General features: G+C 71.8%; 14 protein-coding genes and 1 riboswitch. Of the genes, 7 read left to right on the forward strand and 7 right to left on the reverse strand.

Annotated features, from left to right (window positions below; translation table 11 throughout):
- Positions 1-186: 186 nt before the first annotated feature.
- Positions 187-1,050, reverse strand: a complete 864-nt coding sequence (locus AB0N07_RS14370; protein ID WP_365834712.1) for a LysR family transcriptional regulator — start codon at positions 1,048-1,050, stop codon at positions 187-189.
- Between the two features lie 70 nt (positions 1,051-1,120).
- On the opposite strand from AB0N07_RS14370, the gene AB0N07_RS14375 reads away from it, so the two are divergent.
- Positions 1,121-1,717 carry a short chain dehydrogenase gene (locus tag AB0N07_RS14375; protein ID WP_365834714.1) on the forward strand — a complete coding sequence of 199 codons (597 nt, stop codon included), beginning with the start codon at positions 1,121-1,123 and terminating at the stop codon, positions 1,715-1,717.
- A gap of 488 nt (positions 1,718-2,205) precedes the next feature.
- On the opposite strand, the gene AB0N07_RS14380 is transcribed toward AB0N07_RS14375, so the two are convergent.
- Both AB0N07_RS14380 and AB0N07_RS14385 read right to left on the reverse strand, forming a co-directional pair.
- A complete protein-coding gene (locus AB0N07_RS14380) occupies positions 2,206-3,096 on the reverse strand; it encodes an ornithine cyclodeaminase family protein (protein ID WP_365834716.1) in 891 nt (296 codons plus the stop codon).
- 231 nt (positions 3,097-3,327) lie between these two features.
- The gene (locus tag AB0N07_RS14385) at positions 3,328-4,242 is read right to left on the reverse strand and encodes a LysR substrate-binding domain-containing protein (RefSeq protein ID WP_365834718.1); all 915 of its coding nucleotides are present in this window, start codon (positions 4,240-4,242) and stop codon (positions 3,328-3,330) included.
- A 124-nt stretch (positions 4,243-4,366) separates the two neighbouring features.
- Here AB0N07_RS14385 and AB0N07_RS14390 point away from each other — a divergent pair, with 124 nt between their 5' ends.
- Both AB0N07_RS14390 and AB0N07_RS14395 read left to right on the forward strand, forming a co-directional pair.
- Positions 4,367-5,542: an FAD-binding oxidoreductase gene (locus AB0N07_RS14390; protein WP_365834720.1), complete on the forward strand. Its 1,176-nt coding sequence runs from the start codon at positions 4,367-4,369 to the stop codon at positions 5,540-5,542.
- A 118-nt stretch (positions 5,543-5,660) separates the two neighbouring features.
- Positions 5,661-7,190, forward strand: coding sequence for an aldehyde dehydrogenase family protein (locus AB0N07_RS14395; protein WP_365834723.1), 1,530 nt, complete (start codon positions 5,661-5,663; stop codon positions 7,188-7,190).
- A gap of 278 nt (positions 7,191-7,468) precedes the next feature.
- On the opposite strand, the gene AB0N07_RS14400 is transcribed toward AB0N07_RS14395, so the two are convergent.
- A complete protein-coding gene (locus tag AB0N07_RS14400) occupies positions 7,469-8,116 on the reverse strand; it encodes a TetR/AcrR family transcriptional regulator (protein ID WP_365834725.1) in 648 nt (215 codons plus the stop codon).
- Positions 8,117-8,173: 57 nt separating this feature from the next.
- On the opposite strand from AB0N07_RS14400, the gene AB0N07_RS14405 reads away from it, so the two are divergent.
- From AB0N07_RS14405 to AB0N07_RS14415, 3 genes are all read left to right on the forward strand, one after another.
- Positions 8,174-8,860 (forward strand): class II aldolase/adducin family protein, encoded by a 687-nt coding sequence (locus AB0N07_RS14405; protein WP_365834727.1) that lies wholly within the window; start codon positions 8,174-8,176, stop codon positions 8,858-8,860.
- On the forward strand, positions 8,857-9,786 hold the full coding sequence (locus AB0N07_RS14410) for a carbohydrate kinase family protein (RefSeq protein ID WP_365834729.1): 930 nt from the start codon (positions 8,857-8,859) through the stop codon (positions 9,784-9,786). The genes AB0N07_RS14405 and AB0N07_RS14410 overlap by 4 nt, the downstream gene beginning before the upstream one ends.
- Positions 9,787-9,922: 136 nt before the next feature.
- The gene (locus AB0N07_RS14415; protein WP_365834731.1) at positions 9,923-11,476 is read left to right on the forward strand and encodes an MFS transporter; all 1,554 of its coding nucleotides are present in this window, start codon (positions 9,923-9,925) and stop codon (positions 11,474-11,476) included.
- Between the two features lie 6 nt (positions 11,477-11,482).
- Here AB0N07_RS14415 and AB0N07_RS14420 read toward each other — a convergent pair whose 3' ends face one another.
- A complete protein-coding gene (locus AB0N07_RS14420) occupies positions 11,483-11,914 on the reverse strand; it encodes a VOC family protein (RefSeq protein WP_365834733.1) in 432 nt (143 codons plus the stop codon).
- A gap of 142 nt (positions 11,915-12,056) precedes the next feature.
- Here AB0N07_RS14420 and AB0N07_RS14425 point away from each other — a divergent pair, with 142 nt between their 5' ends.
- Positions 12,057-12,743, forward strand: a complete 687-nt coding sequence (locus AB0N07_RS14425) for a DinB family protein (RefSeq protein WP_365834735.1) — start codon at positions 12,057-12,059, stop codon at positions 12,741-12,743.
- 158 nt (positions 12,744-12,901) lie between these two features.
- Here AB0N07_RS14425 and AB0N07_RS14430 read toward each other — a convergent pair whose 3' ends face one another.
- Entirely contained in the window at positions 12,902-14,257 is a 1,356-nt protein-coding gene (locus AB0N07_RS14430; protein ID WP_365834737.1) for a C40 family peptidase, read from the reverse strand.
- Between the two features lie 56 nt (positions 14,258-14,313).
- Positions 14,314-14,487: riboswitch (cyclic di-AMP (ydaO/yuaA leader) on the reverse strand.
- Positions 14,488-14,678: 191 nt separating this feature from the next.
- Positions 14,679-15,083, reverse strand: coding sequence for a DUF5997 family protein (locus AB0N07_RS14435; protein WP_365834818.1), 405 nt, complete (start codon positions 15,081-15,083; stop codon positions 14,679-14,681).
- Positions 15,084-15,104 lie beyond the last annotated feature (21 nt).

Raw genomic sequence — 15,104 nt, forward strand, 5'->3', positions numbered from 1 at the left:
AGGCGGCGCCGCAACGATAGGAGCCCCAGGCCGGTACTGCGTGAAGCCCAGACGAACGCCGGACCCCGATGGGCAAACATCGCACGACATGCTGGTCATGTACAGGTCATGTATACCGGAGGCTTGCGGTCGCCGCCACATACGACCCAGGTACCCCGATCTTCGCGAGCCGGACGTCCGCGCAGGTCAGGCCTGCAGATGCGCGGAAGTCACGGACTGGAGATGCCCGAGAAAGGCGAGCGTGGCAGGGTGCGTGGGAGTGCGCGGCCAGGCCATGCGGACCGTCACGGGCGGTACGTCCGCCAGGGGCAGATAGCGGACCCCCGGGTGCGGATGGCTCTGCTTGGTGGCCTCCGCGGTGACGCCGACCGCCTCCCCGGTGGCGATCACGGTGAGCCATTCGTCGACGTTGGCCACCTCGAACGTGCGAGGTCGTCGCCCCTCGGGCCACAGCTCGGCGGTGGTCGCGGCGGTGGCGCACAGCACCACCGGCCGGTCGGCGAGATCGGTCAGCCGCACCGACGGACGAGTGGCCAGCGGATCGCTGTCGGGTACGGCGGCCATGCGCCGCTCCCGGTACAGCGACCGGACCTCAAGGCCGGCGCCGGGCGCGGGGGCGGTGCGCACCAGCGCCGCGTCGATCTCTCCGCGGCGCAGCGCCACCTCCGGATCGTCGCGCCGGTAGACCTGCACCGGGGTCCCGGGATGCGCCTCCCGCCAGGTGCGCAGCAGTGGCACGGTCAGGTCGCCGAGCGCCGCCCAGGCGAAACCGATCCGCAGCGGCCGCACCCCGGCCGCGGCCTCCATCAGCGCGTCGTCCAGCTGACGAAGGATCAAGTGAGCTCTGTCGTACAGCTGTTGACCGGCATCCGTGAGGGAAAGGGTGCGGGTGGTACGTTCCACCAGCCGCACGCCGACCCGGCTCTCCAGCTGTTCCAGGGTGCGTGAGAGCGCGGGCTGGCTGATGTGGAGCACGGCCGCCGCACCGGTGATGGTGCCCTCGTCACCGATCGCGGTGAGCGCCCGCAGATGCCGTAGCTCCACATTCATAACTATGAAGCATAAGTGCTCCCCAGAAGGTATTTCCCTCCCGCCGGGGGCCGGGCCTAGCGTCGCAGCCATGAAGATTCTGCTCATCGGCGCCACCGGCACGCTCGGCGCGGCCCTCCACAAGACACTCGACACCCGCGGCCACGAAGTCCTCACCGTGGGACGCAGCGGCGGCGATCTGCGCCACGACATCACCGACCCCGCGCAGGTCGCGGACGTCTACGACTGTGCCGGCCGGGTGGACGCCGTGGTCAGCGCCGCCGGACACGTGCCGTACAAGCCGGTCACCGAGCTGACCCCCGAGGACTATCTGGCCGCCTTCCACGGCAAGGTGCTCACCCAGATCGACCTGGTGCGCCAGGGCATCCCGCGGATCGCCGAGCGCGGCTCCTTCACCCTCATCACCGGCGTGCTGGCCCGCGAGCCCATCCCCACGGGCAGCGCGGCCTCCATGGCCAACGGGGCGCTGGAGGCGTTCGTCCGCGCCGCCGCCATCGAGATCGCCCCGCAGCGCATCAACGCGATCAGCCCGACGGTCTTCACCGAGAGCCTCGCCAAGTACGGCGACTACTTCCCGGGCATGCCACCGGTCGATCTCGCCGACGTCACGCAGGCGTACGTCCGGTCCGTCGAGGGCGCGCAGACCGGGCAGGTGTACGCCCTGTAGTGAGCCAGGGTGTGGCCCGCGGCCTGCGGGGGTGACGTCCGGCCGCCGCCGGCGACGAGGGCAGGCCGGCGGTCTCCACGAGGAGGCTCGCCCTGATCTCGTGCGCCGTCGCGTCGTCGATGACGTCCCGCAGTGCGGCGGGCACCAACCACCCTGCAGCCCACGGTGAGTTCAGCACCGCACCCCGCAGGCGACGAAACGGTGGCCGTGCGAGGTGGCACGGCGACAACGGTGGCGCCGAGCGCCGTGAAGCGCCGGGCGGCCGCCACGGCCCCCCCGTCGCCGGTGACGCCGAGTCTGTCGTACGCCGTGGCGCCGAGGTGCTCGGGTGTGCCGAGGGCCGCCGTGCGATCGCCCAACTCGTCCTGGACGACGGCGCGTCGCTCTCGGTCAGCGCCATGGGAGCCCGATCACGAGCGCGATGTCGTCGACACCCGGCGCCCGGTGTCACCGGTGACCTGGCCGCAGTCCCCCGCGGACCGTCGCCGTCATGCCCGACCCGCCTCGAAGTGGGCTGCGGCGACCACCAGGTCCTGCCAGGCCATGCCCACGCTCTTGAACAACCGCGGGCGATCGGAGGGGAGTTGGGCACTGCCCCGCACGAGATCGGCGAGGCCGACCAGCGTGCCGGGATCGAGCGTGCCTGCCTGCACGGCCAGCACGATGTCGCCCGCCTCACGCAGCGCCGCCGAAACCGCTTCCACCACCACCGTCGAACGCCCGACAGCCGTCTCGTCGACCTCCCGGGCGTCCGGCTCGTGCGATCCGACGGCCACCACGGTCGCGTGCGGCGGCAGCAGCGAGCCGTCGAACAGCGGTGTGCGCGCCGTGGTGCAGCAGGCCACGACGTCCGCGTCCGCCACGTCGTCCGCACTGCCGACGCGCGCCTTGATGCCATCGGCGAACGCGCGGGTGCGCTCGGCGTCGCGGCCGACGATCACGACGTCCCGGATCGGCCGGACGCACCGCAGGGCCTCGACATGCGACCGTGCCTGCGGCCCCGTCCCGAACAGCACCAGTCGGCTCGCGCCCGGCTCGGCGAGCACGTCGGCGGCGACGGCGGACACCGCCGCCGTGCGTACGCTGGTGAGTGCGATCCCGTCCAGCAGGGCCAGCGGGGTGAGGGTCTCGCCGTCCAGCAGCAGGTAGTTGCCCTGGATCCGCGGCAGTTCCCGCGCCGGGTTGTCCGGTGCCACGGTCACCACCTTGACTCCGGCGTAGGAGCCCCAGTGGGCGGGCATGAGCAGGAGCTCGCCCCGCGGCACCGGGACGGCCGAACGCGGCGGACCGGCCTCCGGGGCGAGTCCACCGAGCAGGCTCGCACGCAGTGCGCCGATGGCCGCCTCCATGGGCGGCGCGCCCTCCAGAACGGTGATCACAGCTGGAAACCCTCCTTGCTCACCGGTCATCCACGACCCGTTCCTTCCACGATGTGGGCCGGACAGCGGCGGCCACAAGGGCCGGCCGGCTGCTGAAGAAGGACCTCGTCCTGCTCCACCGCCCGCGACAGCGGACTGAGCGACCGGGCGGCGGGCCTGTCCCGGGCCCGCCGGGTCACCAGCCGTCAGAGGACCCGTCTCTCCCGGTGGTGCGGGGCAGGCGAGTGCCTGCTACGTCGTCGCATCGCGCCGCGTACCGGCCACCGCCCGCAGCACGTCGACCAGTGCGGCCACCGTCGGCCGGTGTTCGGCGGCGGAGCGGAACACCACGACGATGTGCCGCTCGACCCTCTCGCGCAGCCGCACCACGTCGAAGCGGGAGGCGCGCAGCCTGAGCATCAGCTCCGTCACCGTGCTGATCCCGATGCCCGCCTCGACCAGCGCCAGCGTGGCCGCGGTGTCGGTCACCTCGTGCCGGACGTCGGGTTCGATGCCGGCCCGCCGGCAGACGGTGCGCACGGCGCGGCCGTAGTAGCTGTCGGGGGAGGGCAGGATCCAGCCCAGGTCCTGCGTGTCGGCGAGGGCGACTTCCTCGCGGCCCTCCAGCCACCCGGTGGGCACCGCGAGGGAGAACCGCTCCCGGTCCAGCTGCATCACCCGCAGCGCCGGATCACGCGGAATGGGCACGTCCGGATAGTCCAGGCCGAGCGCCAGGTCCACCGCACCGGAGGCGACGGCGTCGTATACCTCGTCCACGTCCATGTCGCGGCTGTGCACCGCGAGCCCGGGATGCGCCTCGCGCACCCGCTGCAGCGCCGGCGGCAGGATCTCGGCGGCGGCCGTGGCGAACAGCCCCACCACCAGCACCCCACAGACCTCGCCCCGGCTCCGCTCCAGCGCCTCGACCGCCTCGGCCTCCGTGGACAGGATCCGCTCGGCATGCCGGGCCAGCGTCATCCCGGCGTCGGTCAGCTCCACCCGCCGCCCCACCCGCTGCAGCAGCTCCATGCCCGTGGCCTTCTCCAGCGCGGCGATCTGCTGCGACACCCCGCCGGGCGTGTACCCCAGCGCCCGGGCCACCGCGGTGATGGTTCCGCGCCTGGTCAGCTCCACGAGCGAACGCAGCTGGGAGCTCGTCCAGTCCATATGGGAACACTAATAGATCGGGCGCAGTAACTGTTCATGGACGTCAAAGGTCGGGTTGCGTCACGATGACGGGCAGAAAGCCCAGCCCCCTCGGCCCGGTGCGGCCTCCGGAAGGGACGGCCCCTTGTCCTCCTCATCCGCCTTCCGCTCCGTGCCGCCGACCGCAGACGTCGTGATCATCGGCGGGGGCGTGATGGGTGCCAGTGCCGCGTTCCACCTCACCGAAGCGGGGGTGACCGACATCGTCGTCGTCGAGCGCGGCGACCTGGCATGCGGCAGCTCGGGCAAACCGATCGGCGGCGTACGCGCCCAGTTCTCCGACCCGCTCAACATCGAGCTGGGCAGCCGGAGCCTGCGCGCCTACGAGGACTTCCCGCACCGCCCCGGCGCCGACATCCGCCTGGACACCGTCGGCTACCTCTTCCTGCTCACCACCGACCGGCAGGCCGCGGACTTCGAGGCCGGCGTCAGGACCCAGAACGCCCTCGGCGTCCCCACCCGCATGATCACCCCGGACGAGGCCCGCCGCCTCTGCCCGTACGTCAGCACCGACGGACTCGTGGCCGCCGCCCACTCGCCCGCCGACGGCCACGCCCGCCCCGTACTGGTCGTGAAGGGATATGCGGACGCCGCCGCCCGGGCCGGCGCCACCTTCGCCACCCACACCACCGTGACCGGCATCGACACCGCAGGCGACCGCGTCACCGCCGTCCACACCGACCACGGCAGCATCGACTGCAACACCGTGATCTGTGCGGCGGGCGCCTGGTCGGGCCTGATCGGCGACATGGTCGGCATCGACCTGCCGGTCCGGCCGGTACGCCGCCAACTCGCCTTCACCGAACCGCTCGTGCCCCCGGCGCCCCGCATCCCCTTCACCATCGACTTCACCTCGTCGGCCTACTTCCACAACAGTGACGACGGCCTGCTGTTCGGCCTCGCCGACCCCCGCCAGCCCGACGGCTTCGACACCACCTGGACCCCGGAGTGGCTCGCACTGTTCCGGGACGCCGTACGCAGGCGGGCCCCCGAACTGGCCGACATGAGGACCGTCGGCGGCTGGGCCGGCCTCTACGAGGTCACCCCCGACCACAACGCCCTCATCGGCCGCTCCGGCGAACTCGTCAACTTCCTCTACGCCACCGGGTTTTCGGGCCACGGATTCCTCCAGGCCCCAGCCGTCGGCGAGATCCTGCGCGACCTCCACCTCGACCGCGCACCCTTCGTCGACATCTCCCCGCTCAGCGCCGACCGCTTCCGTTCGGGGGCCGAATTCCGCCCCGAAGCGCACGTGGTGTGAACCTGCCGAAGCCCGTGCGGTGCGCCCCCGATCGAAAGGGCCGTCGAGCGGGGAGCTGCAACTCGACGGCCCGCTCAGCCGACCGCCCTTTCCCGCTTGCCGAACCGAAGGAAGCACCATGACCAGCACCGTCCTCCCCAGCACGGACGACCTGCGCGCCCGCGCCCGTACGAGCCTGGAGCGCATCGGCGTCACCGTCCCGGAAGGCGCCGACTTCCAGGCACGTACGCCGATCACCGGAGAGGACCTCTTCGGCCTCACGGCCGCCACCGCCGCCGACACCGAGGAGGCCGTCCACGCCACCCGCGGGGCCTTCCTCACCTGGCGCACCACCCCGGCCCCGCGCCGCGGTGAACTGGTGCGCCGACTGGGCGAGTTGCTGCGCGACCACAAGAGCGACCTGGCGGACCTCATCACCGTCGAAGCCGGCAAGATCCGCTCCGAGGCGCTCGGTGAGGTCCAGGAGATGATCGACATCTGCGACTTCGCCGTCGGCCTCTCCCGCCAGCTCTACGGCCGCACCATCGCCTCCGAGCGCCCCGGCCACCGCCTGGCCGAGACCTGGCACCCGCTGGGCGTCGTCGGCGTGATCTCCGCGTTCAACTTCCCGGCCGCCGTCTGGTCCTGGAACACCGCCGTGGCGCTGGCCTGCGGTGACACAGTGATCTGGAAGCCGTCCGAGCTCACCCCGCTGATCTCCCTCGCCTGCGACCGGCTGCTGGCCCAGGCCGCCGAAGACACCGGCGCGCCCGCGGACGTACACCGCCTTCTGCTCGGCGACCGCGCCGTCGGCGAACAGCTCGTGGACGACCCGCGCGTCGCCCTCATCAGCGCCACCGGCTCCACCCGCATGGGCCGCGAGGTCGGCCCCCGCGTCGCGGCCCGCTTCGGCCGCAGCCTGCTGGAGCTCGGCGGCAACAACGCCGCCGTCGTCGCGCCCTCCGCCGACCTCGACCTCGCCGTGCAGGGCATCGTCTTCGCCGCGGCCGGCACCGCGGGCCAGCGCTGCACGACGTTGCGCCGCCTGATCGTGCACCGAGACATCGCCGACACGCTCGTCGCACGACTCACGGCCGCCTACGCCAAGCTCCCCATCGGTGACCCCTTCGACGAGAACACCCTCGTCGGACCGCTCATCTCCACCAAGGCCCTCGACGGCATGCAGGACGCCGTCACCCGGGCCCAGGCCCGGGGCGGCAAGATCCTGGCCGGTGGTGGGCGCCGGCTGGCCGAAGCCGCGCCCCGGGCCGCCTACGTCGAACCGGTCGTCGTCCGTGTCGACGAACAGTCCGACGTCGTACGGGAGGAGACCTTCGCGCCGATCCTCTACGTCCTGACCTACGACACGCTGGAGGAGGCCATCGCCCTGCACAACGACGTCCCGCAGGGCCTGTCCTCCAGCATCTTCACCCGCGACCAGCAGGAAGCAGAGCTCTTCCTCTCCGCCGAGGGCTCCGACTGCGGCATCGCCAACGTCAACATCGGCACCTCCGGCGCCGAGATCGGCGGCGCGTTCGGCGGGGAGAAGGAGACGGGCGGCGGCCGCGAGTCGGGCTCCGACGCCTGGCGCGCGTACATGCGCTCGGCCACCAACACCATCAACTACTCCGGCCGAATCGCCCTGGCCCAGAACGTCAGTTTTCTCTAGGCGGACACCCACGGGAGTTCAGGCCGGCGCGGGGGAGCGCAGCGGGCCGGGGACCGTGTACTGCACCGGGGGACTGCCAGTGCTCCCGCCGTCCCGCGCGCCGCCCGGTGGCGAAGGTGAAGCGGGCGTGGAGGCAGGTGCGCAGGGCCGTGGAGGTCACGGTGACCACTGCGTCCGCCGTGGCCCACGGCAGTACGTCCGCCACCAGCGGCATGGTCGCGCTGGGGTGCAGCGTCGTCTCCGACGGGGAAAGCCCCACCCCACCCCCGCGGCCGCGGTCAACGGCGACGGCGTGCGGCCACGTCCACGAGATAGCCGCGCAGCATGACCTTGGCCTCGTCGAGGAGTTCCGCGTCCCCCTCGGCGTCCCGCCGGAACGCCTCCTGTGCCAGCGCGTCGGCCGCGAGGACCGCGGCATGGCAGGCGCGGGCGAGGGTCTCGTGGTCGAGGGTCATGTCGAGCGCGAGCAGGACGCGGCGGATTCCGTCGGCCATACGGCGCTTGTGCGCGTGGTCCGCGGCGCGGGTCCGCTCGGTCAGGCCGCTGCCGAACCACAGGGCCCGGAAGCCGTGCTCGGTGCGGTAGATTCCGGCGAACGCGTCGATCAGCACGCCCACCGGGTCCTCCCAGTGCTCCGCCGTCGCGGCCTGCACGAGGCCGTCCATGGCGGCCTCCAGTTTCGCGAAGTAGCCCGCCGCCAGCGCCTCGATGATCGCGTCGCGGTCGGGCAGGTACTGATACAGCGAGCCGACCGACACCTTCGCCTCCGCGGCGACGCGGGTCGTGGTCAGCGCCTCGACCCCTTCACCGATCAGGACCCGCTCGGCGGCCTCCAGGACCCGCACCAAGCGCGCCTTGCTGCGCGCCTGTTGGGGGGTACGGCGCAGGGGAGCGGCCCCGCCGGCCTCCGCGGTCGGCTCACCCACGAACAACCTCCGAACATGAACGTGACATTGTTTCATGTTTAGGTTACGGTCCCGCCCATGACCGACTCAAGCGCGGTGCTCGGACGGGAGCGGGCCGCCGTGGCGGACGCCTGCCGCCGGCTGGGGGCCGAGGGCCTGCTCATCGGTACGGCCGGGAACGTGAGCGTGCGGGTGGAGGAGCGGGTCGCGATCACCGCGACCGGGGCGGTGCTCGCCGAACTCGCCGCGGACCAGGTGACGGTGGTCGACCTGGACGGGAAGATCGTGGCCGGAACCCTGGAGCCGACCTCGGAGCTCGACCTCCACCTCGGCGTCTACCGGCGCTACGGCACCGGCGCGGTCGTCCACACCCACGCCCCGATGGCCACCGCGCTCTCCCTCGTCCTCGACGAACTGCCCTGTATCCACTACCAGTTGCTCGCTCTCGGCGGCACCGTCCGCGTCGCGCCGTACGCCACCTTCGGCACCCCCGAACTCGCCGAGTCGGTGCTCGCCGCGCTGGAGGGCCGCAGCGCCGCCCTGATGGCCAACCACGGCGCACTCACCCACGCGCCGACCCTCGACAAGGCGGTCGAGCACGCCCTGCTGCTGGAGTGGGCCTGCGGTGTCTACCAGCACGCGGCCGCGTTCGGACCACCCCGCGTCCTCGGCGAACAGCAGCAACTCGCGGTCATCGAGGCCGCGACAGCCCGCAACTACGGCACCACCCACCCCGTAGCACCCGCGCAGGAGGAAGAGCGATGAAGGTCGTCACGATGGGCGTGCACGTGCTGGACGTACTGGTACGGCCGGTGGAGGAGATACCCGAGGGTCAGGGCGCGACCCTCGTCGACGACATCCGGATGACCGCCGCCGGGACGGCCGCCGGCACCGCCCTCACGCTCGCCAAGCTGGGCGCCTCGGTGCGCACCGCCGGTGCGATCGGCAGCGACCCGACCGGCGACCTGCTGGTCCAACTCCTCGACAGGGCAGGCATCGACACCGGGCTGCTCGTCCGCCGTATCGACACCTCGACCTCAGCGAGCGTCCTGCCCATCCGGCCCAACGGCGACCGTCCCTCGCTCCATCTGCTCGGCGCCAACATCACCTACGGCCTCGACGACGTGCCCTGGGACGCCGTGGCCGGGGCCACCCACCTCCACCTGGGTGGCCCCGAGCTGATCGGCGCCGACGTCGCCGCGCGCATCCTGGCGCACGCCAAGGAGCACGACGTGGTCACCTCGGTGGACCTCCTCGCTCCCGGCGAGCTGGGCACCTTCGACCAGATCGAACCGCTGCTCCCGCACGTCGACTACCTGCTCCCCAACGACGACCAGGTCCTCGGCTTCAGCGAGGAGCAGGACCTCGTGACCGGCGCGAAGAAGTTCCTCGCCGCCGGGGCCGGCCTCGTCGCCGTCACCCGTGGCGGCGACGGTGCGCTCCTGGTGACCGCGGAGGGCACGGACACGGTCCCCGCCTTCGAGGTCGACGTCGTCGACACCACCGGCTGCGGCGACGCGTTCTCGGCCGGTTTCCTGCGGGGCATCGGCCTCGGCCGCACCCCGCGCGAGGCCGCCGTACTGGGCAGCGCCGCCGCCGCCTTGGTGGCGCAGGGTCTGGGCAGCGACCACGGGGAGTTCGACCTGCCGGAGGCCGACGAGTTCGCCATGACCCACAAGACCCGCCCATGAGCCGCTCGACTCCCCGTAAAAAGGTGTAAACCGTCACCCAGTCAAACAAGTGGTGACGGTTACGACAGGGGCGTACGGTCGAACGGTACGGGCCGCGGTGGACGGAACCGTTCACCGACGCCGAGTGCGACACGCCATGAGCAGCAGCCCACAGCCGACCTCCGCACCACAGGCCGCCACCCGCGAACCGGGCGGCGGCGGAAACGGCATGGCACTGCTGGTCATCGCCTCCTGCCAGCTGATGGTGGTCCTGGACATCACCATCGTGAACATCGCGCTGCCCCACATCCAGAGCGCCCTGAACTTCTCCACCACCAGCCTGTCCTGGGTGGTCAACGCCTACACCCTCACCTTCGGCGGCCTCCTGCTGCTCGGCGGCCGCACCGGCGACATCCTCGGCAGGCGGCGCATGTTCGTCTTCGGGGTGCTGCTGTTCGCGCTCGCCTCCCTGCTGGGCGGGCTCGCGCAGAACTCCGGCGAACTCCTCGCCGCCCGCGCCCTCCAGGGCGTCGGCGGCGCCATCGCCTCCCCGACCTCCCTCGCCCTGATCAGCACGACCTTCCGCGAAGGCCCGGAACGCAACCGGGCCTTCGGCGTGTTCGCCGCGGTCTCCTCGGGCGGCGGCGCCATCGGGCTGCTCGCCGGCGGGATGATCGTCGAGTGGCTGAACTGGCGCTGGGTGCTGTTCGTGAACGTCCCGATCGGCGCGCTCATCGCTCTCGCCGCACCCCGCTGGATCAAGGAGTCCGAACGCCATCCGGGCCACTTCGACATCGCCGGCGCGCTGACCTCCACCGTGGGCATGGTGCTGCTGGTCTACGGGTTCATCCGAGCCGCCCAGGAGGGCTGGCGGGACGCCCTCACGCTGGCCTCGTTCGCCGCGGCGGTCGTGGTCCTGGCGCTGTTCATCCTGGTCGAGAGGGGCTCCCGACAGCCCATCACCCCGCTGCACATGTTCGCCGACCGCAACCGCGCGGGCACCTACGGCATCATGCTGAGCCTGGCCGCGGCGATCTTCGGCATGTTCTTCTTCCTCACGCTGTTCGTGCAGGACGTCCTGGGCTTCAGCCCGCTGCAGGCCGGGCTCGCCTTCCTGCCGGTCAGCGCGGTCATCGCGGTCGGCGCGGCGCTCGCCTCGCGGTTCCTGCCCAAGTTCGGGCCCAAACCCTTCATGGTGGTGGGCGCCGTTCTCGCGGCGGCGGGTCTGGCCTGGCTGACCCTGACCGACGTCCACTCCACCTACGCGGGCAGCATCCTCGGCCCGATCTGCGTCTTCGGCCTGGGCATGGGCATGGAGTTCGTCTCCCTCACCCTCATGGCGCTGTCCAACGTCCCCGTCCGGGAGACCGGCGCGGCCTCCGGACTCCTCAACGCAACGCAGCAGGTGGGCGGTTCGCTCGGCCTGTCCATCCTGGTCACCATGTTCGGCACGGCCGGCACCCACGAGGCCCACAAGCAGATCCCGCGCTTCCTGGCCCAGGCCACCCCGGCCGAACGCCTGCGCTTCAGGCACACCGGGCAGCTCCCGAGCCCCTGGTCCGACCACGTGCTCACGTCAGGGATCTCGGCGGCCTTCATCATGGCAGCGATCTTCGCCGTCCTCGCCGCCCTGATCGCCCTGGTCGTCATCCAGGTCCGCCCCTCCGACCTGGAACGACTCAAGGGCGGGACGGGGCCCCCGCCGGGCTGACGCTCCTCAGCCGACTGAGACCGTCTGCCCGCCCCACTCCTCCGGCGCAATGTCCGCGAGGGTCTCCGAGAACGTCCACTGATGGCCCGCGAGGTCCTCGGCCGTGTACTGGCGTTCCCCGTACTCGAAGTCGGTGGGTTCCATGACGATGCGTGCGCCGTGTGCCCGGGCCTGTTCGCAGTGGGCGCGGGCGTCTTCGACGCGGACCGTGACCGAGTGAGTGACCTCGCCGGGGCGCGGGGGACGGCGGTCCTTGCGGGTGTCCCCGACGATCACGGCACCGTCGCCGAACCCGAGCTGCGCGCGGTGGTCCTCGCCGATCCGTACCCGTTCCACGAACCCGAAGGCCGCACCGAGCCAGGCGACCGCCGCGCGTACATCGGGGTAGATCAGGACGGGGATGACGGTCGAGGAGGGGATGGAGCGGTTCGGCTTCATGGCCGACTCCCTGTCATCGGGAACCTGTTGCCGGAATACCCGGCCTCGGAAAAGGAGAGGCGGGGTGTGCGCCGGTTGTGCCAGGCTAGCCGGTCGGTTCATGCCTGCGCCGTGCGCCCACGAGTCCGCCATGGGAGTGTCGGTGACCGTGTCTCGTCTGGCTCCGTTGCTGGAGCAGTTCGACTTCGCCTGTGGGCGTCTGGCCGCCCGGCTGACCGGGCCGGTGATGGACAGCGGCGACGGTTCGGACACCGAGGTCGGGCCCATGACCGACGAGGAGTACCTCTGGGAGCCGGTGGCGGACTGCTGGTCGGTGCGGCGAAGGGCGGACGGGCCCGGACCGCGCGCCACCCTGCTGGCCGGTGCCGCGGACGGAGACTGGGGACGTGACGCGGCGTCCTACCCGCATCCGTGGCCACCGCCCTTCACCACCATCGCGTGGCGGCTGAGCCACCTCAGCGAGATGCTGACCCTCCGCGCCGATCACACGGCAGGCACCCACCGCCTCACCCGGGACGACTACCTCGTCAGCGGGGACGTGGCAGCGGCCGTCGCCGCCTTCGACGCCGGAGTCACGGCCTGGCGGGAGGCGCTGCTGAACAGCGGCGACGCGGCACTCGACAAGGTCGGCCACTGTACGTATCCGCACGGCAGCGACGCGGAAGAGCCCTTCGTCGACATCGTGTGGTGGGTCAACCAGGAAGTCCTGCACCACGGGGCCGAGATCGCCCTGCTGCGCGACCTGTACCGCGCGCCGGCCCTGACCGCGCCGCCACGGGTCACGGCGTGGGAATCAGCCCCACCTGCTGGGCCCGCAGGACCGTGCTGATGCGGTCACGGGTACCGGCGCTCCCGGAACCGGAGCCACAGGCGGCCGTTGCGAATGCGGTCATGCGTCACAGGATGTTGTGGAGTGCCTGTGGCTGAAAAGGAGGAGGTCACCGACTTCCGTCGGCGGCCTCCTCCTGGTTCAGTGAGCCGTTGGTGTCACATGGGGCGTACTGCGATACGGACCGCGGCTTCGCCTGCGTAGTGGACCGAGTCCTCGCGGATGACCGCGCCCGGACCCGGTGCGTGAATCATCAGGCCGTTGCCGGTGTAGATGCCGACGTGGCTGAAGTTGTCGTTGAAGAAGATCAGGTCTCCGGGGCGGCTCTCGGCCAGGGGAATCACGGTGCCGGCGCCCGCCTGCTCGTACGGGGTCCGTGGCAGGGTGACCCCCGCGGCCCGCCAGGCGGCCTGGGTGAGCCCGGCGTTGTCGTACGACTCCGGCCCGACCGCACCCCACAGACACGGCCTGCCGATCTGTGCACGGGCGAAGTCGATCGCCCTGTCGGCCTTGGTGGCGGTGGGCGTAACGGTTGCGGGCACACCCGTGTCGAGGACGGACGGCTGCATGGTCCAACCCCCGGCCTGAGGTATGCCGGTGTCGAGCACGGACGGCTGGGTGCGCCATTCCTCCACGGCGGGTACGCCCGTGTCCAGCACGGAAGGCTGCATGCGCCACTGCTCGACCGCGGGTACGCCGGTGTCGAGGACGGACGGCTGCATCAGCTGTGCCCCGGCCGGGGGCAGGCCAGTGTCGAGGACCGTCGGCTCCTGCAGCCGCCACGCTTCCTCGGCCGCCGGGCGGGTCTGTTGCGCCTGGTCCTGCCGGGGGAGCTGGGCCGGCACGGCCCCGACAGCCGGGCGCGGTGCGGATGTCTGCCGGGCGGTGTACCGGTACAGCAGCTCGCTGGCCGCCGCGATCTTGCGCTGATTCTGCTCCTTGGACCTGCGCAGGGAGGTCTGCCTGGACTCGGGGGCCGCAGCGGGCAGCGCGGAGGCGGCCTCCTGTCGGGGCAGCGGGATGGCGGGGAGCGCAGCCGTGGGGCCGGCGGTCAGCTCGGCCACCGTACGGCGGGACTCCGCGGAGGTCAGCTCGGCCACGGGCCGGGCGGTCGCCTCCAGCTCAAGGGCGGTGCTGCGGCTGTCCGCCGGGCGCGCGGTCCGGGGCTCGGCCCGGCGGTCCGGCATACGGTCGGCCGGCAGCAGCGCAGGCACCGTCGGACCCAGCGAGGCGCGGGCTCCGTCGAACCACCGCCGGGACACCGAGTCGAGTGCCGGATCCGAGCGGCCGCGCTCGCGGGGCGGGGCGGCGGGCGGCCGCGCTCCCAGCAGCTGGGCCCGGGTGAAGTTGTAGTTGCCGGTGTCGGACTCGGCCTGGTCGTAGAGGCTGCTCACCCGCTGCCGGACGGCCTCGCGGCTGGGCCCCTCGTCGCCCGTCGTCGGTGCGGCGTCGGCGGTCTGCGAGAACAGGGCCACCGAGGTGAGGGCGGCGGTCGCGAGAGCGGAATTGCGCATGCCGGGAAGGCCCGAGCCTGCGGTGCGCGATGGTCGATCCGGCGCCATGGGAGCCGTACTCCTTCCGTACTCCGCCTACCGAGTTAGCTGTCGGGTTCGGGCGGTCGGTTCCGGAAGGCATGCCCTACGGCCCCTGCCTGGCGGGCAGTTGGGCCGATTCACCCCGTCGTTCGGTTGGGTCCCCGGTTCCGGCTGCCACAGGGGCGTACCGGATTCGGCGGAGGCCGCGCGTCCCGGCGGGGTTCGCCGGAGGAACTCGTGCGGCCTGACGACACGCTAGCCAACTTGTGCGGCTCGTGTGAAGGTTGAAGGCCGGAATGTCCGATACGCTTCTGTGACCTTCGTCGTGACGTGCCGTCAGATCCGTGCGTTGTGCACACAGTGGATCCGGACGGCAACCGTCCGTTGCGAACGGGCCGCGTCAGGCCCGCGGGCCCTCGCTGCGAGCCTCACGCTCGGCGTCGCGCTTCTTGATGCGCGCCGCCTCCTTGCGGACCTCCGCCTGGGTGGCGCGCTCCTTCTGCAGCCACTCGGGCTGTTCCTGCTTCAGGGCCTCGATCTGCTCGGTGGTGAGCGCCTCGGTGATCCCGCCCCGGGCGAGACCCGCGATGGAGACGCCCAGCTTCGCCGCGACCACCGGACGGGGGTGCGGACCGTTTGCCCGCAGCTCGCGCAGCCACTCGGGCGGCTCGGCCTGGAGCTGGTCGAGCTCGGCTCGTGAGACGACGCCCTCCCGGAACTCGGCGGGGGTGGCCTCGAGGTACACACCCAGCTTCTTCGCCGCGGTCGCGGGCTTCATCGTCTGGGTGCTCTGGTGCGACTTCATGCCGTCCAGGGTATCGAGCAT

Origin of the sequence: Streptomyces sp. NPDC051172, assembly GCF_040682555.1 — a bacterium.
In the GTDB taxonomy this organism is placed as follows: domain Bacteria; phylum Actinomycetota; class Actinomycetes; order Streptomycetales; family Streptomycetaceae; genus Streptomyces.